The organism is Sphingomonas sp., assembly GCF_023266535.1.
Classification (GTDB): domain Bacteria; phylum Pseudomonadota; class Alphaproteobacteria; order Sphingomonadales; family Sphingomonadaceae; genus Sphingomicrobium.
This window is the reverse complement of record NZ_JAHFPY010000004.1, coordinates 1-22,498: the sequence shown is the minus strand read 5'-3', so window position 1 is coordinate 22,498 and position 22,498 is coordinate 1. Positions and strand designations below refer to the sequence as shown.

General features: G+C 64.2%; 20 protein-coding genes. 7 read left to right on the top strand and 13 right to left on the bottom strand.

Going from position 1 to position 22,498, the window contains the following annotated elements:
* The first annotated feature begins 40 nt into the window (after positions 1 to 40).
* Complete coding sequence (locus Q0C64_RS00895) at positions 41 to 1,618, top strand: AMP-binding protein (protein WP_294120174.1); 1,578 nt, start codon at positions 41 to 43, stop codon at positions 1,616 to 1,618.
* On the opposite strand, the gene Q0C64_RS00890 is transcribed toward Q0C64_RS00895, so the two are convergent.
* The 12 genes from Q0C64_RS00890 to pyk all read right to left on the bottom strand — a co-directional run bounded on the left by Q0C64_RS00890 (position 1,619) and on the right by pyk (position 18,382).
* Positions 1,619 to 2,092, bottom strand: a complete 474-nt coding sequence (locus tag Q0C64_RS00890; RefSeq protein ID WP_294120172.1) for a hypothetical protein — start codon at positions 2,090 to 2,092, stop codon at positions 1,619 to 1,621.
* A gap of 79 nt (positions 2,093 to 2,171) precedes the next feature.
* Positions 2,172 to 2,459 carry a GIY-YIG nuclease family protein gene (locus tag Q0C64_RS00885; protein WP_294120170.1) on the bottom strand — a complete coding sequence of 96 codons (288 nt, stop codon included), beginning with the start codon at positions 2,457 to 2,459 and terminating at the stop codon, positions 2,172 to 2,174.
* Positions 2,460 to 2,510: 51 nt separating this feature from the next.
* A complete protein-coding gene (locus Q0C64_RS00880; RefSeq protein WP_294120168.1) occupies positions 2,511 to 4,634 on the bottom strand; it encodes an acetyl/propionyl/methylcrotonyl-CoA carboxylase subunit alpha in 2,124 nt (707 codons plus the stop codon).
* Positions 4,635 to 4,852: 218 nt separating this feature from the next.
* Positions 4,853 to 7,069, bottom strand: a complete 2,217-nt coding sequence (gene scpA / locus Q0C64_RS00875) for a methylmalonyl-CoA mutase (RefSeq protein ID WP_294120167.1) — start codon at positions 7,067 to 7,069, stop codon at positions 4,853 to 4,855.
* A gap of 169 nt (positions 7,070 to 7,238) precedes the next feature.
* Positions 7,239 to 7,703 carry an OsmC family protein gene (locus tag Q0C64_RS00870; RefSeq protein ID WP_294120165.1) on the bottom strand — a complete coding sequence of 155 codons (465 nt, stop codon included), beginning with the start codon at positions 7,701 to 7,703 and terminating at the stop codon, positions 7,239 to 7,241.
* Positions 7,704 to 7,712: 9 nt separating this feature from the next.
* Positions 7,713 to 8,483, bottom strand: coding sequence for an alpha/beta fold hydrolase (locus tag Q0C64_RS00865; protein WP_294120163.1), 771 nt, complete (start codon positions 8,481 to 8,483; stop codon positions 7,713 to 7,715).
* 2 nt (positions 8,484 to 8,485) lie between these two features.
* Positions 8,486 to 8,905 carry a methylmalonyl-CoA epimerase gene (mce, locus tag Q0C64_RS00860; protein ID WP_294120162.1) on the bottom strand — a complete coding sequence of 140 codons (420 nt, stop codon included), beginning with the start codon at positions 8,903 to 8,905 and terminating at the stop codon, positions 8,486 to 8,488.
* A 304-nt stretch (positions 8,906 to 9,209) separates the two neighbouring features.
* Complete coding sequence (locus Q0C64_RS00855; protein ID WP_294120161.1) at positions 9,210 to 10,745, bottom strand: acyl-CoA carboxylase subunit beta; 1,536 nt, start codon at positions 10,743 to 10,745, stop codon at positions 9,210 to 9,212.
* A 314-nt stretch (positions 10,746 to 11,059) separates the two neighbouring features.
* Positions 11,060 to 12,106, bottom strand: coding sequence for a PrsW family glutamic-type intramembrane protease (locus Q0C64_RS00850; RefSeq protein WP_294120159.1), 1,047 nt, complete (start codon positions 12,104 to 12,106; stop codon positions 11,060 to 11,062).
* A gap of 10 nt (positions 12,107 to 12,116) precedes the next feature.
* On the bottom strand, positions 12,117 to 15,164 hold the full coding sequence (locus tag Q0C64_RS00845; RefSeq protein ID WP_294120158.1) for a hypothetical protein: 3,048 nt from the start codon (positions 15,162 to 15,164) through the stop codon (positions 12,117 to 12,119).
* 84 nt (positions 15,165 to 15,248) lie between these two features.
* Entirely contained in the window at positions 15,249 to 16,811 is a 1,563-nt protein-coding gene (locus Q0C64_RS00840) for a hypothetical protein (RefSeq protein ID WP_294120156.1), read from the bottom strand.
* A gap of 116 nt (positions 16,812 to 16,927) precedes the next feature.
* A complete protein-coding gene (gene pyk, locus Q0C64_RS00835; protein ID WP_294120154.1) occupies positions 16,928 to 18,382 on the bottom strand; it encodes a pyruvate kinase in 1,455 nt (484 codons plus the stop codon).
* A 112-nt stretch (positions 18,383 to 18,494) separates the two neighbouring features.
* On the opposite strand from pyk, the gene Q0C64_RS00830 reads away from it, so the two are divergent.
* Genes Q0C64_RS00830 through ruvC form a run of 4 tightly spaced genes read left to right on the top strand, consistent with a single transcriptional unit; the run spans position 18,495 to position 20,503 of the window.
* Complete coding sequence (locus Q0C64_RS00830; protein WP_294120152.1) at positions 18,495 to 18,737, top strand: DUF2312 domain-containing protein; 243 nt, start codon at positions 18,495 to 18,497, stop codon at positions 18,735 to 18,737.
* Between the two features lie 58 nt (positions 18,738 to 18,795).
* Entirely contained in the window at positions 18,796 to 19,539 is a 744-nt protein-coding gene (locus tag Q0C64_RS00825; protein WP_294120150.1) for a YebC/PmpR family DNA-binding transcriptional regulator, read from the top strand.
* A gap of 56 nt (positions 19,540 to 19,595) precedes the next feature.
* Complete coding sequence (locus Q0C64_RS00820; RefSeq protein ID WP_294120148.1) at positions 19,596 to 20,021, top strand: GxxExxY protein; 426 nt, start codon at positions 19,596 to 19,598, stop codon at positions 20,019 to 20,021.
* Positions 20,018 to 20,503, top strand: coding sequence for a crossover junction endodeoxyribonuclease RuvC (gene ruvC / locus Q0C64_RS00815; protein WP_294120147.1), 486 nt, complete (start codon positions 20,018 to 20,020; stop codon positions 20,501 to 20,503). The genes Q0C64_RS00820 and ruvC overlap by 4 nt, the downstream gene beginning before the upstream one ends.
* Positions 20,504 to 20,506: 3 nt before the next feature.
* Here the strand turns inward: ruvC and Q0C64_RS00810 are convergent, their stop codons facing one another.
* Positions 20,507 to 21,382, bottom strand: coding sequence for an alpha/beta hydrolase (locus Q0C64_RS00810; protein WP_294120146.1), 876 nt, complete (start codon positions 21,380 to 21,382; stop codon positions 20,507 to 20,509).
* Between the two features lie 191 nt (positions 21,383 to 21,573).
* Between Q0C64_RS00810 and ruvA the strand changes: the two genes are divergently transcribed.
* Positions 21,574 to 22,170 (top strand): Holliday junction branch migration protein RuvA, encoded by a 597-nt coding sequence (ruvA, locus tag Q0C64_RS00805; RefSeq protein ID WP_294120145.1) that lies wholly within the window; start codon positions 21,574 to 21,576, stop codon positions 22,168 to 22,170.
* Positions 22,167 to 22,498 (top strand): GFA family protein (locus tag Q0C64_RS00800; protein WP_294120144.1); only part of this gene is annotated, 332 nt, incomplete at its 3' end. The genes ruvA and Q0C64_RS00800, both read left to right, overlap by 4 nt.

Genomic DNA, 22,498 nt, shown 5'->3' with positions numbered 1-22,498 from the left:
AATAAAAGAAGCGGGATTCCCGCTTGCGCGGGAATGACGAATGAGTGGGTATGATTCCTTCGTCCGTGACCGGCTGCCGCCCGCCGACCAGCAGCCCGAATTCCTCCTGCTCGACTTTCCCGAACGATTGAACGCCGCCGCCGAGCTGTTGAAGCGCGGCAAGCCGGGCAACCTCGCCGTGGTCAACGACCATGGCCGCTGGACCTATGCCGAGCTGGACGATTTCTCCGGCCGCATCGCCCGGCTGCTGGTCGAGGCCCAGGGACTGATCCCCGGCAACCGCGTGCTGCTGCGCGGACCCAACGGCTATACCTTGTTCGCCGCCTGGCTCGGCGTGTTGAAGGCCGGCGGGGTGGCGGTGACGACCATGCCGCTACTCCGCCCCGGCGAGATCGCGACGGTAATCGACAGCGCCGAGATCAGCCATGCGATCGTCGACAGCCGCTACATCGGCGACTTCCGCGGGGCGATGAGCCAGACGCGCTTCATCAAGCATCTCGTCAAATATGACGGCGACTATGGCCAGGGCGAGCTGGAGACGCGCTGCGCTGGGCTGGAGCCGCTGCCGCCGGTCGACACGCACAGCGACGATCCCGCCCTGGTGGCGTTCACCAGCGGCACCACCGGCATCCCCAAGGGCTGCATCCAGTATCACCGCGACATAATGGCGCCATGCGCGACCTTCGCCATGGCGCATTTCCTGATGGCGCCGGGCGACATCATCATGTGCAGCGCGCCGATCGCCTTCACCTTCGGGCTGGGCGCGACCATGCTGTTCCCGCTCTATTTCGGCGCTGCCACCGCGACGATCGAGCAGCCCTCGGCGCCGGCCATGCTGGAGGCGATGGCCAAGCATGGCGTCAGCCATCTCGCCACCGCGCCGACCGCCTACAAAGCGATGCTGTCGCAGCCCGGACTGGAAGAGGCGCTGGTGACGCTGCGCGGCTGCCTTTCGGCCGGCGAACACCTCCCCAGCGCGACCTGGGCGGCGTGGAAGGCGCATAGCGGGATCAGCATCGTCGACGGCATCGGCTCGACCGAGATGATGCACATCTTCATTTCCGAGAGCGGCGACGCGATCCGCCCCGGCTCCACCGGCCGCGCGGTGCCCGGCTATCAAGCGACCGTGCTCGACGAAGCCGGCTGGCCGATGGACGAGGGCGAGGGCCGGCTGGCGGTCAAGGGGCCGACCGGCTGCCGCTACCTCGATGACCCGCGGCAGAGGAGCTACGTCGAGAACGGCTGGAACCTCACCGGCGATACCTACCGCAAGGACCGGGAGGGTTATTTCTGGTACCTGGCGCGGAGCGACGACATGATCGTCTCCAGCGGCTACAATATCGGCGCGCCGGAGGTCGAGAACGCGCTGCTCGGCCACCCCGCCGTCGCCGAATGCGCGGTGATCGGCGTGCCGTGCCCCGAGCGCGGCCAGAAGGTGAAGGCCTATATCGTCCTGGGGGCCAATGTGCCGCCCAGCGAGGCGTTGATTTCCGAACTCAAGAATTTCGTCAAAGAAACGATTGCGCCATACAAATATCCGCGCGAAATCGAGTTCGTCGAGGCTTTGCCCAAGACGGCTACGGGGAAACTGAGAAGGGTGGAGTTGAGGAATCAGTGATTATCTTCGCCGGCCGGTGACAGTCAGCACTTTGACGCAGACGCCTTTTTCGGAACAGGTCTCGATAACCTGCTCCATGTCGGTTGGCGACTTCAGCACGAAGCGCTCACGCATGGAGCGCAGCTCGGCCGGCGCTGTCGGGTCGGGAATGATCACAAGCTCGCCGTTATCTGCGGCAACGTGCAGGTTCATGCAGCCTTGGCCGTCCTGGCACCATACGCCACGCCACTTGCCGCCATCGCCCTTCCAGATCGCTGCCGAGCCGAGCGTACGGTCATTGCCGGAACCGGCATCGTAATGTTCGAAGTAAATCTGGCCGGCGACGCCGACGGACCAGCGTTCTAGACCTTGCACATCCTTCCCATCGCCATGCTCGACGATCGCCCACTCGCCCGCCAGTGAGTTCAGCAAATTCGTTACGGGATCGGCGTCAGCCGGCGCGATAATCATCAGTGCGGCAAGCCACGCGCTCATTCAAACTCCACGACAACCTGATCGACCGCCACCACTTGTTCCCCGGCGAAGGCCGGGGCCCAGGCCGGCGAGAGCCGGATCATGTCAATGTCGGATAGAGATCTTCCCATTCGAGATTGCTCTCCTCGATCAGCCGAATTTTCCAGGCTCGCTTCCATTCCTTGATCTGCAACTCACGCAATCGGGCGTCCTGGAGGTCGTCGTGAACTTCAAACCACACCAGCAATCTGCAGCCATGCCGCTTCGTAAATCCAGAAATCAATCCCTCACGATGCTGATAGACACGACCGATGAGGTCACTGGTGACGCCAGTGTAGATCGTCCCATTCTTCCGGTTCGCCATGATGTAGACGAAGCCGGCTTTCATTGACCCTCCATCAAATCCTTCGGATCCTGGGCCCCGGCCTTCGCCGGGGAACTATTCAAACTCCACGATGATTTGATCGACCGCCAGGCTGTCGCCGGCCTTGGCCGCGGTGGCCTTGACCGTCGCGCCCTTCTCGGCGCGGAGGATATTCTCCATCTTCATCGCCTCGACCACCGCGAGCGGCTGGCCGGCCTCGACCTTGTCGCCGGCGGCGACCTCCAGCCGGGTCAGCAGCCCCGGCATCGGCGCCAGCAGGAAGCGCGACATGTCGGGCGGCACTTTCTCGATCATGTGCCCGGCCAGCCCGGCGATATGTCGCGGCATCACCAGCACCGGATGCGCCGCGCCGCGCGTGGTGAGCAGCCAGCTGCGTCCCCTTTTCGCCACCTGGACGATGCGCGAGCGCCCGTCCATGTCCGCGACCATCAGCCTGTTCCCCGGCGCCCAGTCGCCGACCACGTCGACCGCCTCGCCGCCGTCGACGATCGCGAGGTTGCCGCCGTCATAGGGCGCAATCGCAACGGTGAAGTCGCGCTTGCCAATGCGCACTACCTGTACCGCCTCGGGAAATTGCGGCTGGCCGAGCTGACCGTCGATCAGCGCGGCGCGCGTTTCGTAGGTCAGCTCGACGATCGCGGCCAGCGCCGCCAAATCGGCCAGCAATTGCTCGTCGGCCGGCGCGCCGTGGAAGCCCTCGGGATATTCCTCGGCGATGAAGCCGGTGGTGAGGTTGCCTGCGCGGAAGCGTGGATGCTGCAGCAGCGCGGAGAGGAAATCGACATTGTCCGAGATGCCGTCGAGCTGGAACGCGTCGAGCGCCGCCACGGCCTCGTCGATCGCCGCCTCGCGCGTCGGCGCCCAGCTGATCAGCTTGGCGATCATCGGGTCGTAGAACATCGAAATCTCACCGCCCTCGGCGACGCCGTCATCCACTCTTATTCGTGGCTCACCGCCCCCGCGCGAGCGGGGAATATTTTGTTCGCGCAGAGACGCGGAGTGCGCAGAGACGTTGGAGTCAGTCTCGACCCCTCTGCGTCTCTGCGTCTCTGCGCGATCCAATAGAACGGAGCCGAACTGCGCCGGTGGACGATAGATCGTCAGACGCCCCGTGCTCGGCAGGAAGCCGCGATACGGATCCTCGGCATAGACTCGCGCCTCGATCGACCAGCCATTGAGCGGCACGTCTTCCTGCTTGAGCTTGAGCTTCTCGCCATAGGCGACGCGGATCATCTGCTCGACCAGGTCGATGCCGGTGGTTTCCTCGGTCACCGGATGCTCGACCTGCAGCCGCGTGTTCATTTCCAGGAAGTAGAAGCTCTTGCCGCTGGGGTCGGCGCCGTTGACGATCAGCTCGACCGTGCCGGCGCTGTAGTAGCCGACGGCGCGGGCCAGTGCGACGCATTGCTCGCCCATCGCCTTGCGCATTTCGGGCGTGACGAAGGGCGACGGCGCTTCCTCGATCACCTTCTGGTTGCGGCGCTGGATCGAGCATTCGCGCTCGTTCAAATAGAGGATGTTGCCATGCTTGTCGCCGAGCACCTGGATCTCGATGTGGCGCGGGTCCTCGATGAATTTCTCGATAAACACCCGGTCGTCGCCGAAGCTGCTGAGCCCCTCGCGCTTGGTCGCCTCGAAGCCTTCGCGGACGTCCTTTTCGTTGTAAGCGAGGCGCATGCCCTTGCCGCCGCCGCCGGCACTGGCCTTCATCATCACCGGAAAGCCGATGCCATGCGCGATCTTGACCGCCTCGTCGGTGGTGGCGATATCGCCGAGATAGCCAGGGACGACATTGACCCCGGCCTTGGACGCCAGCTTCTTGGATTCGATCTTGTCGCCCATCGCGGCGATGGCCTTGGGCGGCGGGCCGATGAAGGCGATGCCGGCCTTGTCGAGCGCCTTGGCGAAGCTGGTCCGCTCGGAAAGGAAGCCATAGCCCGGGTGCACCGCCTCGGCGCCGGTCGCCTTGCAGGCGTCGATGATCAGCTCGGCCTTCAAATAGCTTTCCGCCGCCGGCGCCGGGCCGAGCCGGACGCTTTCGTCGGCCATGCGGACATGGGGGCTGCGGGCGTCGGCGTCGGAATAGACCGCGACCGTCTTGATCCCCATGCGCTTCGCGGTGCGGATCACTCGGCAGGCGATTTCCCCGCGATTGGCGATCAGGATTTTTTTGAACATTCAGCGCTTCCGAAACCAGAGATAGACCGCAACAATCAGTAGCTCGATCGCTGCGCCCCGCCATAGGACCAAACGCGGCTCGTAAAACATGAAAGCGCGGCAAGCATCGGTCGGCGTGTAGCTACAGTCGTTCGCGTCGACGAGCATATACTGAACAGCAACGACGGCAGCACAAATCATGCTGCCGATGACCAGCAGAATTTCGTGCCATCCAAGTCTCACTCCGCCGCTTCCTCGACCGGCGGCTTGTTATGACCGAGCAGGCGGAGCACCTCGTCGGCGGCGTCGGCCAGGTTGGTCCCCGGCCCGAAGATCGCCTGGACCCCCGCCTCACGCAGCATGGCGTAATCCTGCGGCGGGATGACCCCGCCGGCGACCACCTTGATGTCCGCGCGGCCGGCCTCCTTCAGCGCCGCGATCAGCTCGGGAATCAAAGTCTTGTGGCCCGCCGCGAGCGATGACGCGCCGACCACGTCGACGTCGCTTTCGACCGCCAGTTCGGCCGCCTCGCGTGGGGTCTGGAACAGCGGCCCGGCGATCACCTCGAACCCCAGGTCGCCGAACGCCGAGCTGACCAGATTGGCGCCGCGGTCGTGCCCGTCCTGGCCCATCTTGGCGACCAGGATGCGGGGCTTGCGGCCCATCCGCTTGGCGACCGATTGGGTTCCCGCGACCGCCTCTTTCCAGCGGCCGTCGTCGCGGCGGCCATAGATGCCGCGCACCGGTTCCGGCTTGGTGTGGTAGCGGCCGAACGCTCGCTCCAGCGCGTCGCTAATCTCGCCCAAGGAGCAGCGCACCCGCGCGCATTCGACGGCCAGGGCGAGGAGGTTCGCTGCTCCCCCCTTGGGGGAGCTGTCAGCTGAAGGCTGACTGAGGGGGGCGCCCCCACCGGCGCTTCGCGCCACCTCCCCCGATGGGGGAGGAGCTTTGGCGCCCGCCTCCAGCATATCCAGCGCCGCGCGCGCCTTGGCCTCGTCGCGGCCTTTGCGCATCTTCTCCAGCCGCGCGATCTGCCCGGCGCGGACCTTGGCATTGTCGACTTCGAGAATGTCGAGATGCGGTTCATTCTCCAGCCGGTAACGGTTGACGCCGACGATCACCGTCTCGCCCATGTCGACCTTGGCCGCGCGCTCGGCGGCGGCTTCCTCGATCCGCATCTTGGGCAGCCCTTCCGCGACCGCTTTGGTCATGCCGCCATGCTGCTCGACCTCCTCGATCAGCGCCCAGGCCTTGGTCTCAAGCTCCCGAGTGAGCGCCTCGACATAGTAGGAGCCGCCGAGCGGGTCGGCGACCGCGGTCACCCCGCTCTCCTCGGCCAGGATCAGCTGGGTGTTGCGGGCGATGCGGGCCGAGAAATCGGTCGGCAGCGCGATCGCCTCGTCGAAGCTGTTGGTGTGCAGCGACTGGGTCCCGCCCAGCACCGCCGCCAGCGCCTCGATCGTGGTGCGGATGACATTGTTGTAGGGGTCCTGCTCGGTCAGCGACACGCCCGACGTCTGGCAGTGGGTGCGGAGCAGCTTCGACTTTTCGGTCTGGGCCCCGAGGTCGGTCATGATCCGCGCCCAAAGCGTGCGCGCCGCGCGCAGCTTGGCGACCTCCATGAACAGGTTCATGCCGATGCCGAAGAAGAAGCTGAGGCGCGGCGCGAAATCGTCGATATCGAGCCCGTCGGCCTTGGCGACGCGGACATATTCCATGCCGTCGGCGAGTGTGTAGGCCAGCTCCTGCACCGCAGTCGCCCCGGCCTCGTGCATATGATAGCCGCTGATCGAGATGCTGTTGAACTTGGGCATCTCCTCCGCGCAGTAAGCGATGATGTCGGAGACGATCCGCATCGAGGGCTCGGGCGGGTAGATGTAGGTGTTGCGGACTGCGAACTCTTTCAGGATGTCGTTCTGGATGGTCCCGGTAAGCGCCGAGCGGGGCACGCCCTGCTCCTCGCCGGCGACGATGTAGAAGGCCATCACCGGCAGCACCGCGCCGTTCATCGTCATGCTGACCGACATTTCGCCCAGGGGAATGCCGTCGAACAGCAGCTTCATGTCCTCGACGCTGTCGATCGCGACGCCCGCCTTGCCGACATCCCCGGCGACGCGCGGATGGTCGCTGTCATAGCCGCGGTGGGTGGCGAGATCGAACGCGACCGAAAGGCCCTTCTGCCCGGCCTTCAGATTGCGGCGGTAGAAGGCGTTGGATTCTTCGGCGGTCGAGAATCCGGCGTACTGGCGGATGGTCCAGGGGCGGCCGGCGTACATGGTCGCATAGGGGCCACGGGTGTAGGGCGGCAGGCCCGGCAGGCCGCTGTCGATCGCGGCCGCGTCTTCGGGCCCGTAGACATTCTTGAGGCGGATATGCTCGGGCGTGTCGCGCGTCAGGTCGCGGCCCTTGCTCTCCTTGGCCGCGAGCGCTTTCCACTTCTCAAAATCATTCGACATCAAAAACCGCTCGTCCTGAGTAGCTGGTGAGCCAGGGTTCCCATCAAAGTAGTACTTTGATGGGGCCTTTTGTCGAACCAGCGTATCGAAGGACCGTCCTTCGATACGGGCCATTCGCTTCGCTCAGTCCCTACTCAGGATGAGCGGGAAGGGGAAGCTTCAGCGTTGCTCAGTCGCGCGGGTCGATGACGATCTCGCTGGTGATCGAATTGGCGATGAAGCAGGCGTCGTGCGCCTTGTGGTGGAGATCATCGAGCATCTCCCCCGTCGGCGCGACATCGCCAAAGACGATGCGCGGCCTCAAGGTGATGCGGGTGATGCGCATCTTGCCGTCGTCGCCCTTGGCCATCTCGCCTTCGGCCTCGTCGTCATAGCTGGTGACGATCACCCCCGCACGCCGCGCGAAATCGAGGAAGAACAGCATGTGGCAGCTGGCGGCGCTGGCGACGAAAGCTTCCTCCGGGTCGACCGCATTGGGATTGGCCCAGGGCATCGGCACGATGTGCGGGCTGGCCGAAGCGGCGACATTGGCCAGCCCGTCGAAATTCCAGCTGTGCGCGCGGCTGTACTGGCCCTTGGCAAAGTCCTCGCCGGGCGAGGCGAACCAGCGGATGGTTGCGAAATGCTTGGCCATTGTTCCTCCTCAGTCTGCCGCCGCGGTGCGGTCCAGGGCGTAGTCCACTCCTTCGGCGAGAACCGACGGGATTACAGTATGCCCGCCCTCGAATTGCCGGAAGCGAAGATCGAACCCAGCGCGCTTGAGCGGCGTAACAATATCGTCCCGGGTACGCTCGAACGGCAAGATGCGATCGGCCGGGGAATGGGCGATGAACAGCCGCTGCTTCGCGCCGGTCGAGGGAGGCTCGACGTAGAAGCCCGGCGCAATCGCGACCACCCCGCGAAAGATCGACTGGTTGGCAAGCCCAAGGCTCAGCGCATAGCTGGCACCGTCGGAGAAGCCGACCAGCACGACCGATTGCGCGTCGGCATCGCCGGCCCTGAGCGCGGTCGAAAGTGCTGCCTCGATCCGACCGGTATCGGTTCCGAACATGCGATAGACGTTCGTCGCCCCGTCGAACGCGGGTCGAGTCGCCAGCCTGATCGTGTCCCAGGTCGCGCCCTTCGATTGGACCGCCAGCAGCAGGCACCCGCAGCGGTCTGCCTCGGCGCGGGCTCCGTCGATGAAGCCGCTCGCCGACAGGCCCGCACCGTGCAGCAGGACGAGCAGTGGCCGAGGGCCGCTTGCGGCGCCGATGGGACGGTAGAAATAGGCGTAATCGCTCAGCGTCTGGATGCCGGGCTTGTCGGCGGGAGCGGCAGCGGACGAGGTCAGCGTCAACCTGGGCGAACGCGCAGGCCCATTTGCGGACCACGCCGCGAGGAACAGGAAAGCGATCGGCCAGCGGGCCTTCATGCTCAATGCGCCTGCTTGGGGCTTTCCATGATCTCGGTCAGCACGCCGCCCATATCCTTGGGGTGGAGGAAGAAGATCGGCGTGCCGTGCGCCCCGATCCGCGTCTGTCCGAGGATCCGTACCCCCTTGCCGTCGTAGAAGGTCCGCGCCACCTCGATATCCGGCACTTCGAAGCAGAGGTGATGCTGACCGCCCTCGGGGTTCTTCTCGAGGAATTTGACGATCGGCGAGTCCGCGCCCAGCGGCTCGATCAGCTCGATCTGGCTGTTGGGCGTGTCGACAAAGCAGACGCGGACACCCTGCGCCGGCAGGTCGAACGGGTCCCGCACCACCTCGGCGCCCATCCTCTCGCGGTAAAGGGCGACCGAATTCTCGATCGATGGGGTGGCCACGCCTACGTGATTCAATCGTCCGAGTTTCATTTCAACCTATCCCGCAGGAATAGTCCGATGACGGCGCAGAGCGCCACGAAAGTCCCATTTAAGGCAAGCAGCCCCCAGAACGTTCTAGGACGACCAACTCGATCGTAAGTGCTCTTTCGCCTTTTGATCTGTCCGGACTGCAAAGCCTGGATCGAATTGGCAGACAATTGAATAACGGCGAATCCGCAAGCCAACGCTGCAATCGGTCGTATCCAATCTGGCCGAACGAGTGCGCAGACGAGAATCGCCAGCGCGCAAAAACCAAACCCAAGATATCCGGCAACTGCGATCCATTGGAACGTAGTTAAAGCGGAATATTGTCGTGCTTCTTCCATGGATTTTCCAACTGCTTGTCGCGCAGCTTGCGGAGGCCCAGCGCGATCCGCCGCCGCGTGGAATGCGGCATGATCACCTCGTCGATATAGCCGCGGCCGGCCGCCACGAACGGATTGGCGAAGCGCTCCTCATATTCGCGGGTGCGCTTGGCGATTTCCTCGGGCTTGTCGGCATCCTTCCTGAAGATGATTTCGACCGCGCCCTTGGCGCCCATCACCGCGATCTCGGCGGTCGGCCAGGCATAGTTCAAGTCGCCGCGCAGATGCTTCGACGCCATGACGTCGTAGGCCCCGCCATAGGCCTTGCGGGTGATCACCGTGATCTTCGGCACCGTCGCCTCGGCAAAGGCGAACAGCAGTTTCGCGCCATGCTTGATGATGCCGTGATGTTCCTGGCCGGTGCCCGGCAGGAACCCCGGGACATCGACGAAGGTGACGATCGGGATATCGAATGCATCGCAGAAGCGGACGAACCGCCCGGCCTTCTTCGATGAATTGATGTCGAGCACGCCGGCCAGCACCATCGGCTGGTTGGCGACAATGCCGACCGTCTTCCCCTCGATCCGGCAGAAGCCGACGATGATGTTGGCGGCATGGGCCGGCTGGATCTCGAAGAAGTCGCCTTCGTCGGCGATCTTCCGGATCAGCTCATGCATGTCATAGGGCTGGTTGGCCGACGGCGGGATCAACGTGTCGAGGCTGTCCTCAAGCCTGTCCCATGGGTCGAAGCAGGGCCGCTCGGGAATGTCGTGGCGGTTCGACAGCGGCAGGAAGTCGAAGAAGTCCCGCGTGGCGAGCAGCGCGTCGATGTCATTCTCGAACGCCACATCGGCCACGCCCGACTTGGTGGTGTGGGTGATCGCCCCGCCCAGCTCCTCCTGGGTGACGATCTCATTGGTGACGGTCTTCACCACCTCCGGCCCGGTGACGAACATGTAGCTCGAATCTTTCACCATGAAGATGAAGTCGGTCATCGCCGGCGAATAGACCGCGCCGCCCGCGCACGGCCCCATGATCAGGCTGATCTGCGGGACGACGCCGCTGGCCAGCACGTTGCGCTGGAACACCTCGGCATAGCCGCCGAGCGATGCCACGCCCTCCTGGATGCGCGCGCCGCCTGAATCATTGAGCCCGATGACCGGCGCGCCGACCTTCATCGCCGCGTCCATCACCTTGCAGATCTTGCCCGCATGCCGCTCGCTCAAGGAGCCGCCGAACACGGTGAAATCCTGGGCGAAGACGTAGACCAGCCGGCCGTTGATCGTGCCCGAACCAGTGACCACGCCGTCGCCGGGGATCTTCTGCGTCTCCATGCCGAAGTCGGAGCAATTATGCTCGACGAACATGTCGACTTCTTCGAAGCTGCCGGGATCGAGCAGCACGGTCAGCCGCTCGCGCGCGGTCAGCCGGCCCTTGGCGTGCTGCGCCTCGATCCGCTTCTCCCCGCCGCCCAACCGTGCATGGGCACGCTTGGCTTCAAGCTGTTCGATGGTCGTGGCGGACATTGTGTCTCCTTAGAGGGTGCGCTGCCACGATTGAGGCACCGAACACAAGGGAGCATTTGCGTCGAGCAAATGGGAGCTTGTGTCGAAGAGATGCCGAAATCCGGACGGCCTGCGAGCGAAGCTCGACAGGACCGACGGCGCGGATTCACTCCGCGCCGGCATGCTACCGTTTCGACAGGGCCGTCACGCGAGTGAATCGCGTGACGTCGATCGGGTTCTCCCCGGATCAAGTCCGGGGCGACCCGTCGGCCGGCCTGCGCCGTCTCTCAACGTAACGACGCTCGCTCCGCTCCGCTTTCGTTACGCTCGGCGGCTTAGTCGCGGTCGACCAGCTCCTTGAGCTCGGCCAGCTCCCACTCGTCGTTACGGCTGAACGGAAGCAGCCTGCTAAGCGCGGCAAAACCGGCCTTGCCGAGCGCAATCCGCGTTTCGGCCAGCTTCTTGAACGCCGCCCGCAGCCGCTCGTCCTGCCCTGCATCGAGCTTGCGGTCACGGTCGAGCAATTCAACTTCGGCAGTCACCACCAACTCGGTCTTGAGCATGCAATATTCGCGGATCAGTGCTGCCTCGGCCGGGCTGGACCTCGCGACCAGCGCGGCGATGCGCTGCCCGCTGGCGTCGGCGGGAAAGCCGCCGGTTCGCCATTCCTCGAGCCATTGCCGGTGACTTTCGCTTTCCTCGACCAGCCATTTGTGCGTCTCGCCCTCGCCGAACCGCATCAGGCCGATCAATACGATCGGCGCGACCACCAAGGTGATGATCATCACTTCGCTGGGATGGGCCGGGAACTGGTTGAAGGCGGTGTGCACCAGGCTGGCGACGACATAGCCTGGCAACATCCAAAGCGGGTTGAACGTCTTGCCGCCCACACGCCTCAGCGACCGTTCCGCCAGTTCGTGGGTGATGGTGGCGAGAATAGCGGTGGTCGTGCCGTGCATGATCGCCGTGCCAAGCCCACGCACCAGCCAAACGGCGGTGGTCAGCTCCGGGAAGCGGGCGAGGTAGAAGATATTCTCGATCACCGAGAAGCCGGCGCCGATCGCGAACCCGCAAATGATTGCATCGATCTTGAAGCCGATGCGATTGGCCATGAACAGCATCGCCAGCGCGAAGCCTTTCAGCGCCTCCTCGATCCATGGCGCCACGATCCGGCTGTAGAAGCTGTAGCCCATCGGCAGCGTGTCGAGCATGCGCCCGCTGATCGGCCAGGCGAGCAGCGCCGCCACCATGCCGAGCAACAGGCAGGCGGCCATTTCCCACGGCGACATCAGCTTAAAGACGTCGAGCCAGACGAACAGTGCCGCCATCAGCAGCACCGGAATGAGGGCGATAAGCCAATCGGTCAGCTCGAATGCAATCACAGACGCGACCCTACAGGATTTTCAACGATGCCATCCATTCGGTTTGCCCATCGATATCCTTGTCGCCGAAACCATGGGCCACGCCGACCGAAAATACCATCGGCAACCGCATCACCACCGTAAAGCCGAGATCCACCTGTGCCCCGATATTGTACAAATGATAGTTCCGCTTCTCGGGCGAACCCAGCATCATCGTCCCGGCGAACAGCGCCGGGCGGGCATAGCTGAGGAAGAAAGCCGGCGCCCCGATCTCCTCGAACCGGACCGGCGGCAAGTTGAGTTCGCCGGTCAGCTTGCCGAACTGGCGGGCGCCGATCTGGTCGATGTCGAAGCCGGGGAAGCTCTCCAGCTCGCGATACCGTTTCTCCGGCCGGTTATCGACATAGTTGTTGCGGAAGCTGCCGAAATAATAGGCGCCGAGCGGGCTCTCAGGTTCGCCGGCGGCAAAGCCGGCCGAGCCGTAGATCCACACCGAGCTGTTGGGCCAGGGCAAAGCGATGCCATAATCGGCCCCGCCGTAGAGGTGCGGATAGAGCCGGTCCCGGGCCATATCGACGCCGCCGACGATCCGCCCCTGGAAGCCCTTTTCATGGTCGACCCCGCCCAGCGACTGGCGGGTATTGGTGTAGCGGATGCCGAGTTCGCCCGAATAGATGTTCTTCGGGCTGGCGATGTTCTGCGCAGAGGGCAGCTGCTCCAGTCCCCAATAGCCGGCGATGCTGCCGAACACGTTCAACTGCCGCGGCGGATCGTAGATCTTGGCCTTGTCGTAGCTGATGATGACCGCGTCGCCCTTGCGGCTCCTCAGCACCGGCCCGGCAAGGTCGTAGATGTCGGCGTCATTGTGCCAGTAACGCAGCTTCCAATCGAGCGAACGATATTCGATGTCGGCGTGGATCCGCTCCTTGTCGCGGATGCCGCCGAACGGCGAGACGCTGAACGCCGCGTCCAGCTGGTGGAACTGCAGCGGATCCTCGAAGTGGAAATAATAGCCGAACGTCGGGTCGCGCTTGTAACCCTCGACGATCGGATAGGCGGCGGAAAGTTTCATCCGCTCGGTCGCGTGGTACATGTCGCGCTTCTTGATCAGCGCATCGAGGTCGACCTTGGCGGGCGAACCGACGCCCCATTCCTTGAGCTCCGGATGGGTGTTGACCACCCGCGTGCCGAGGAATTCGACCGTGCCGAGGTCGTTCTTGACCTCCGGCTTGATCAGCGACGGCGTCAGGCCCTCGCCGGTATATTCATAGACCAGCAGCTTGCCGTCGGGCCGCAGCATCGGCCGGAAGAAGCCGGTCGAGGCGTTGGACAGCACGTCATATTTCTTGCTGGCGATGTCGAAGTGAAAGACGTTGGAGACGCCGGTGTAGTAGCTGGTGCCGTAGAGCGACTTGCCATCGGGCGCGAAGGTGAACCCCTCCGGGGTCGACGGCGGCAAGTCGAGCCGGGCGACCTCGTCCGGGCCATTGCCTTGCTCGAAGCTCTGCAGGTTCCACACCCGCACTGACTGGATACCGTTGACCTCGCCATAGCTGGCCGAAATCAGCGTCCCGTCGGGCGAAATGTCGAGGTCGAACGGCGTGATGCCATAGTCGAACGTATGGATCTGGTTGAAGCCGGCATAGGGCGGCGGAATGCGAACGATGGTGGCATAGCCGTTCTGGTGGCGGATGCCCCAGATCGACTTGTCGCGGGGATTGACGACAATGTCGCCGATCCGTGCATCCTTGAGCAGCATGCGCTTCTTGCCGGTGTCGACGTCGACCTCCAGCAGGTCGCGGTAGGCCCGGTTGTCATTGACGTAGAAGGCCTTCCTGCTGTCGGGATCATAGGCCAGGCTGGTCACGAAATAGAGCATCATGCCCTTGAGATCGACCAATGGGCGGAGCTTGCCGGTAGCGAGGTCCATGGTGCCAACGAACCCGACCTTGCCCGGGTAGCGGAAGGCGGCGATCAGCTGGTTGTTGCGCTCGTCGACAAAGCCACGCGACATCGAGCCCAGGCCCTGTGGGCTCAAATGCTGCACTTCGGTCAGCGGATAGGCCGACAGTTTGGCGAGGTTTGCCTGCTGGAACTGGCGTTCGAAGGCGTGCCAGTCGCTCCACGCATCGTCGAGCTTCTTGCCGAATACGCGGTGGAACTGGGACGCGTAGAAGCCGTCGCTCTGCTCGTCACGGCGCAGCCATAGCAGGACCTTGTCCGGCCCATAGGTCAGCGCCAGGTAGGAGAAGAAGCGCGTGCCGTAGAGATAGTCGTTGGCGCCGATCTGGAAGTCGACGTTGATCCCTTCGCTCTCCAGCCCGAGCGGCGAATAGAGCTTGTCGTTGTCGCGGACCTTGGCCCGGAACACCATCTCGTCATAGCCGCCCTGGGCGCGGCCGAGGCCACCCGCCATCCAGGTTTCGAAGAACACCGCCGAGCCTTCGGCATACCAGCGCGGGATGTTGTTCCGCGGGGTCGTCAGATAATTGTAGAGGATCGATTCCGGATGCTCCTGGATCGGCATCGGCTTGCCGCCCAGGAGCCGGCGCCAGGAGGCGTCGTGGCTGTTGTAGGCATCGAGCGTGGCGACGTGGGTCAGCTCATGGTTGATCAGCGTGAAGAAGCGCTCGCCCGGCGTGAACGTCTCCATCCGCTGCGTCAGCGGCGCGACATCCAGCATGATGCCGTTGTTTGGCGAGGCGCGGGCGGCGGCATTGCCGAAGTCGCCGAAATCCTTGAGCAGCACCGTGGTCCGGTCCCACGGTTCCCATTGCCAACGCTTCTTGTGCCACTCGAGCGCATTTTCGACGGCCCGTGCGACATAGGGCGTCAGGTAGGTCTGGACCGGGTCGAAATAGAGCAGCAGCTGGTTGTCGGTCTCGATCGTCGACAGCGGGATGCCGCCGGCATTCTGCGGTGAGTGCTTGGGCTCTTCGGCCTTGGCCTGTTTCGGCGAAGGAGCCGGTTCGGCAACCGGCTCCTTGACCATGGTCGTGTCAGTCTGGGGCGGCGGGGGCTCGGGTTGAGCCTGGGCCAAAGCCCCGCTGGCGACGCTGCCTAGGCAAAGCGCCGCCATACGCCTGAGCCAACGCCTGTCGCGGCGAGCGCATCCCCCTGACATTGCCCCCCTTTCGGGCCGGTACGCGGCCCGGCAGCGCTTTTACCTAAAGCTGGCCGCGAAACTAGCATCCTTCATCGCCGCTGCGAATGATGGATTTGCCGCCAGCGCCTGGAACTGAGCGACGCCCTTCAGCGCATTGAAGGCGTCAGCGTTCTTGGCAATCGCCGACAGCGCGCTGGCGTCCTTGGCCACGCCGGCGAATGCCTGCGGGTTGGCCGCCATCGCCGAGAATGCCTGCGGGTTGGACGCGATCGCCGCCATCGACCGGGCGTTGAACTGTCCTTGCGAGGCATATTTCGCCGCTGCCGAGGCCGCGGTGAAGGCCTGCGCCGCTTGCGCCGCTGAAGCCAGGGCATTGGCGTTGGCCGCCAGCCCCTTGAACCCTTCGGCGTTGGTGGCGATCGACTGGATCGCATTGGCGCTCGACGAGAAGCTCTTGGCACTGCCTAGAAGCGCACTGAACGCATCGGCATTCTTGGCGATCGAGGCAAAGGCGCTGGGATCACGCCCAATTGCCGACATCGCCGCCGGGTCCTTGGACAGGGCCAGGAACGCCGAGGCGTCCTTGGCCATTCCGGCCGTCGCTTGCGGGTTGGATGCCGCTGCCTTGAACCCGTTGAAGTCCTTGGCATAGCCGGAGAAGGCCTGCGGGTTGCGGGCGATCGCGGCAAAGGCCTCCGGATGGCGAGCCAGTCCGGCGAACGCTTCCGGTTGGCGGGCGATCGCCGAGAAAGCCTGCGGCTGCAGCGACAGGGCGTGGAATGCGGACGCATCCTTGGCCATCGCCGCTGCGGCTTCGGGATTGCGGCCAACCGCGGCCGAGAAGGCCTCGGCGCTCTTGGCCGCCATCTGCAGCGCCTGCGGATTGCGGGCAATGCCACTAAACGCATCGGCGTTCTTGGCGATTGCGGCAAACGCTTCAGGCGAACGGCCGATCGCCGACATGGCTGCCGGGTCCTTAGACAGCGCCAAGAATGCCGAAGCGTCCTTGGCCATTCCGGCCACCGCCGAAGGGTTGGATGCCGCCGCCCTGAAGCCGTTGAAGTCCTTGGCATAGCCGGAGAAGGCCTGCGGGTTGCGGGCAATTGCCGCGAAGGCCTCGGGATGGCGGGCCAGCCCGGCGAACGCCTCGGGCTGCCGGGTCATCGACGAAAATGCCGCCGCCTGGCCGGCGTCGGCGGTTTTCGCCACGGCCGAGACCGCTTCAGCCGAGGTCAGGATGGCCGAAAAGGCCGCTGGATCCTTGGCCAGGCCGGAAAAGGCCTGCGGATTGGCGGCGATTGCCGCCATGGCCGCGCCGTTCTGGGCCAGCTTGGCGAACCCCGGGTCGCTAGCCAGTGTCCTGAAGCTCGGATTCTTGGTCATCACCTCGAACGCGTCGGTCTGCATCAACTGCGCGATCGACGTATCGCCCAGCGTCACGTCGCCTTCGCCAATTTGCGGCGAAACATAGCGCCCCGACGGAGCAATGGTGCCCTCGACCGGCCCGAGCGGCGGATAGACCCTGCCAAGGCCATAAGCGGCCACGGCAACGGCAATCACGGCTGCGCCGGTTACTAGGTATTTCCTGTTGCTGGTATGAGTCGACTCGGTAGTGGTCACGTTGCACCCCCTCGCTTTGTCACCAATCGTACATTGTTTACTTTTGGTTAACCAATGTCAACAAATTGACCGACAAAACGTTCCATATTTGCCGATTAGCTGAGGGTTTCGAGGCTTCAGGCTTCGTTGGAATAGCTGTCGAGCTCGTCGCCGACGATTTTGACCACATGGATCACGTTGGTCGAACCCGAGGTGCGGAACGGCACGCCGGCCATGATCAGGACCCGGTCGCCGGGCCCGGCCAGGTGATGGCGCAGCACCATTCGCTTGGCCTTGCCGACCATTTCCTCGAAATTGCCGACATCGCGGGTGTGGACCGCGTGGACGCCCCACTGCAGCCCGAGCCGCCGCACCACCTTCATGCTGGCGGTCATGGCCAGCGTCGGCACCTGGGCACGCTCGCGGGCGATCCGGCGCGCGGTCGAGCCTGACGAAGTGTAGCAGGCCATGGCGCTGGCCGAGAGAATCTTGACGATCTGGGCGGCGCTCTCCGACAGCGCGTCGGCGGTCGTCGCTTCGGCCGGCGTCTCCGTGAAGTGCACGCGGGCCGAATAGACAGGGTCGGCTTCGACGCTGCGGCCGATCTTGTCCATCATCGCCACCGCCTCGACCGGAAACGCGCCGGCAGCGCTCTCGGCCGACAGCATCACCGCGTCGGCACCCTCGTAAATGGCGTTGGCGACGTCGCTGACCTCGGCCCTTGTCGGTGTCGGCGAGACGATCATCGATTCCAGCATCTGGGTCGCGACGACCACCGGCTTGCCGGCCTGGCGGGCGGCGGCAACGATCTTGTTCTGCAGCGGCGGCACGCCTTCCGGCGGCAGTTCGACACCAAGGTCGCCGCGCGCGACCATCACCGCGTCGGCCAGTTCGAGGATCTCGTCCAGCCGGTCGATTGCCTGCGGCTTCTCGATCTTGGCCATCAACGCGGCATGGTCGCCGACCAGCTCGCGCGCCTCGGCGACGTCCTCCGGCCGCTGGACAAACGACAAGGCGATATAATCCGCCCCTTGCTCCAGCGCGAAGACCAGGTCCTTGCGGTCCTTGTCGGTCAGGGCCGGGATCGGGATGAGGACGCCGGGGACGTTGACGCCCTTGTTGTTGCTGACCTTGCCGCCGACCTCGACCACCGCAGCGATCTTGTCCTTTTCGACCGCAACGACCCGGAGCCGGATCTTGCCATCGTCGATCAACAGCGTTGCGTCCTTGGCCAGCGCCGCGAACAGCTCGGGATGCGGCAGTTCGACCCGCGAAGCATCGCCCGGCTCCTTGTCGCGGTCGAGCACGAACATATGGCCTACGGTCAGCTGGGCCGACCCGCCCTTGAACTTGCCGACCCGGAGCTTCGGCCCCTGCAGGTCGAACACGATCGTCATCGGCCGGTGAAGGGTCTTCTCGAGGTTGCGGATGGCCTCGACCAGCTTGACCTTCTCGGCCTGGCTGCCGTGGCTCATGTTGATGCGGAAGGCATCCGCCCCCGCCTCGACCAGCGCGCGGATCATGTCCGGGTCCGACGAGGCCGGGCCGAGCGTGGCCAGGATCTTCACTTTGCGGGCGCGGGGTTTCAGCATCGGCTTGCCATAGCGGCTGTGGCTTCCTGTTCAACCGGCTTGAGGCGGACCGGCCCCTCGCCTAGTGAGCGCACTCAATTGCAATTTCATGAGATTCGAAGAGGGCATTTGCATGAGCGAAGGCATTGTCGCGGCGGACCAGCTGCGGCTGTTTATCGAGCGTATCGAGCGGCTTGAGGAAGAGAAGAAGGGCATCGCCGACGACGTCAAGGACGTCTACGCCGAAGCCAAGGCCAACGGCTATGACACCAAGACGATGCGCAAGGTCGTCGCCCTGCGCCGCATGGAAACTCACGTCCGGCAGGAAGCCGACGCGCTCTTGGAAACCTATCGCTCGGCGCTGGGCCTAAGCTAAAGAGCTTCCGGGGACTTCCTTTCGGGGTCCCCCAAAAGTACCACTTTTTGGGGTTTGCATGGCCGGCCATTCCAAATTCAAGAACATCATGCATCGCAAGGGCGCGCAGGACAAAAAGCGTTCAACGATGTTCTCCAAGCTTGCGCGCGAAATCACCGTCGCGGCGAAGATGGGCCTGCCCGACCCGGACATGAACGCGCGGCTGCGCGCCGCCATCCTCGCCGCCAAGGCGCAGTCGATGCCCAAGGACAATATCCAGCGGTCGATCGACAAGGCCTCGGCCAGCGACGCCGAGAATTACGAGGAAATCCGCTACGAAGGCTTCGGCCCCGGCGGGGTCTCGATCATCGTCGAGGCCCTGACCGACAACCGCAACCGCACCGCAACCAACGTCCGCACCATTTTCTCCAAGAATGGCGGCAACCTTGGTGCCTCGGGCAGCGTCAGCCACGGTTTCGACCGGATGGGCCTGATCGAATATTCGGCCAGCGCCGGCGATGAGGAAAAGGTGCTGGAAGCGGCGATCGACGCCGGCGCCGATGACGTCCAAAGCGATGAGGACGGCCACGAAATCTGGACCGCGATCGACTCGCTGCACGAAGTCGCGAAGGCGCTGGAAGGGCCGCTCGGCGAGGCCGAAGCGGTCAAGCTCGGCTGGAAGCCGCAGAATGAAACCACCGTCGTTGGCGACGATGCGGCGACCCTGATGAAGCTGATCGACGCGCTCGAGGAGGATGACGACGTCCAGACCGTCTGGGGCAATTATGACGTCCCCGATGAGGAGCTGGAGAAGCTTGCGTAATCCCCTCCCTTGAATTTGCTCGCGCAGAGACGCAGAGACGCCGAGGGGGCGTCGGCTTGAAAAGTATCGATCAGATCAGTGGCGATGTGCTCGACCTGTCGATCCATATTCATCGTGAGCTTGGTCCTGGCCTGCTAGAGTCCGTCTACGAGACTGTTTTGGCAGCAAAACTTGCTGCAAGTGGCTACATGGTTGAGCGCCAGCGGGCAGTCGACATTGTGTTCGAGGACCTTCATTTCCCCGCGGCATTCCGGATCGACTTGCTCGTCGATGAGAGGGTACTCGTCGAAGTGAAATCGGTGGAGCGACTGAATGCAGCCCACGCCAAGCAGCTTCTTACCTATCTTCGCCTGACCAAGCAGCCTCTCGGGCTGCTTATCAACTTTGGCGGTGCGACGTTGAAGGAGGGGTTTAAGAGGCTGGTGAACGACTACCACCCCTCTGCGTCTCAGCGCCTCTGCGCGAACCAAATCTCATCGTGAGAATCCTCGGCCTCGACCCCGGCCTGGGAACGACCGGCTGGGGCTTGATCCAGGCCGAGGGCAATCGCCTGTCGCACCTTGCCAACGGCCAGCTCAAGACCGATGCGTCGGAACCGCTGCCGAAGCGGCTGTCGCACCTCGCCTCGCAGCTTGAAGCGCTGCTCGCCGATCATGCGCCGGAGACCGCCGCGGTCGAGGAAGTGTTCGTCAACAAGAACCCCCAGACGACCCTGAAGCTTGGCCAGGCGCGCGGCGTGGCGCTGATGGTCGCCGCCCGCGCCGGCCTCGACGTCGGTGAATATGCCGCGCGCCTGGTCAAGAAGGCGGTGGTCGGCACCGGCGCCGCCGAGAAGGCGCAGGTCCATGCGATGGTCCAGCGCCTGCTTCCCGGCTGTGCGATTTCCGGCCCCGATGCGGCCGATGCGCTGGCGGTGGCGATCACGCACGCGCACCACCTCGCCAGCGCCCGGCGTTTGGGCTGAGCACTAGGCCAGTTCGGCCTCTTCCTGCCTCACCTTCTCACCGACTTCCTTGCCCTCGATGAAGGCAAGCAGGTCGGCATTGACGATGTCGGGATGCGTCTGGGCGCAGCCGTGCGGCAGGTCCTTGTAGGTCTTGAGTGTGCCGTTCTTCAGCAGCTTCGCCGACAGCGGGCCCGAGTCCGCATAAGGCACGATCTGGTCGTCTTCGCTGTGGATGACCAGCACCGGCACATCGATCCGCTTGAGATCTTCCGTGAAGTCGGTTTCTGAGAAGGCCTTGATGCATTCATAGCCCGCCCAGGCGCTGCCCATCATGCCCTGCCGCCACCAATTGTCGATCAGGCCCTGGCTGACCTTCGCGCCCGGCCGGTTGAAGCCGTAGAATGGCCCGGTCGGGATATCGAAGTAGAATTGGGCGCGGTTGGTTTGGAGTGCGGTACGGAATCCGTCGAACACCTCGATCGGCGTTCCGCCCGGGTTGGACTCCTTCTTGACCATCACCGGGGGCACGGCCTCGAGCAGCACGGCCTTGGCGACGCGTCCGGGCTCGGATCGCGCAACATAATGGGCAACTTCGCCGCCGCCCGTCGAATGGCCGATATGGATGGCGTTCCTAAGGTCGAGCGCCGTCACCAGGTCGATGACGTCGGCCGCATAAGTGTCCATCTCGTTGCCGCCGGAAGTCTGTTCCGAACGGCCATGGCCCCGGCGATCATGGGCAATCACCCGATAGCCCTTGTTCAGGAAGAAAATCAGCTGATTGTCCCAATCGTCCGCGCTGAGCGGCCAGCCATGGTGGAAGAACAGCGGCTGGGCGTCCTTGGGACCCCAGTCCTTGTAGAAAATCTCGGTCCCGTCGCGGGTTTTAGTGGTCGGCATGGTCAGGTCTCCTTGGGCTCCTGGTCCCCGCCCCCCGGCGACTCCGTAGGTTGAGATTATTACGCCTTTGCGCAACTCAAGAGGAGTCATTGGAATTTCGTCATTGCGAGGACCCTCGACATGATCGAGGGGACGCGGCAATCCAGCGCAATGGATTGCTTCGCCCTGCTCGCAATGACAGTTAGCGTTGCATGATTGCTCGCCTGACTGGAAAGCTCGCCGAGACCAGCGCCGACGGCGCGATTATCGACGTGCAGGGCGTCGGCTACCAGGTGCAGGCCAGCGCCCGGACGCTGGATGCCCTCGGCCCGATCGGCGGCGATGTCACGATCCTCACCGAACTCCAGGTGCGCGAAGACGGCTGGACCCTGTTCGGGTTCGGCTCGGCGGGGGAGCGCGAGACGTTCCGCGCCCTGACCAGCGTCCAGGGCGTCGGCGGCCGGGTCGCGCTGGCGATCCTCTCGGTACTCGATCCGACCGAACTGGCGACCGCCGTGTCGCGCGGCGACAAGGCGATGGTTGCGCGGGCCAATGGCGTCGGCCCCAAGCTCGCCCAGCGGATCGTCAACGAACTGGCCGGCAAGCTCGGCTCGCCCGCTCTGGCCGGTGCGGCCGGCACGCCGACGCCGCGCGGCGGACCGGCCAATGATGCCCTCTCCGCGCTAGCCAACCTTGGCTTCAAGCCGGCCGAAGCCAGCGCCGCGGTCCATGCCGCCAATGAAGAACTTGGCCCCGACGCCAGCCTCGACGCGCTGGTCCGGCTGGCGCTCCGGAAGGCAGCGAAATGAGCGATCGCTCGGCTTCGTGCCGCTGCGGGCAGCTTAAGGCCACCGTCACCGGCGAACCGGTTCGCGTGTCGGTCTGCCATTGTCTCAATTGCCAGAAGCGCAGTGGCTCGGCCTTCGCCGCCCAGGCGCGCTGGCCTGCCGAACAGGTCATCATCGAGGGCCGCTCGAGCTCGTTCGAAATGGTCGGGGATAGCGGCGGCCGGGCGACATTCCATTTCTGCCCGGACTGCGGCTCGGACGTCTACTACCACAACGAAGGCGGGGCCGATGGGCAGATCGCCATTCCGCTAGGCGCGTTCGACGACCCTTATTTCCTGGTGCCGCAATA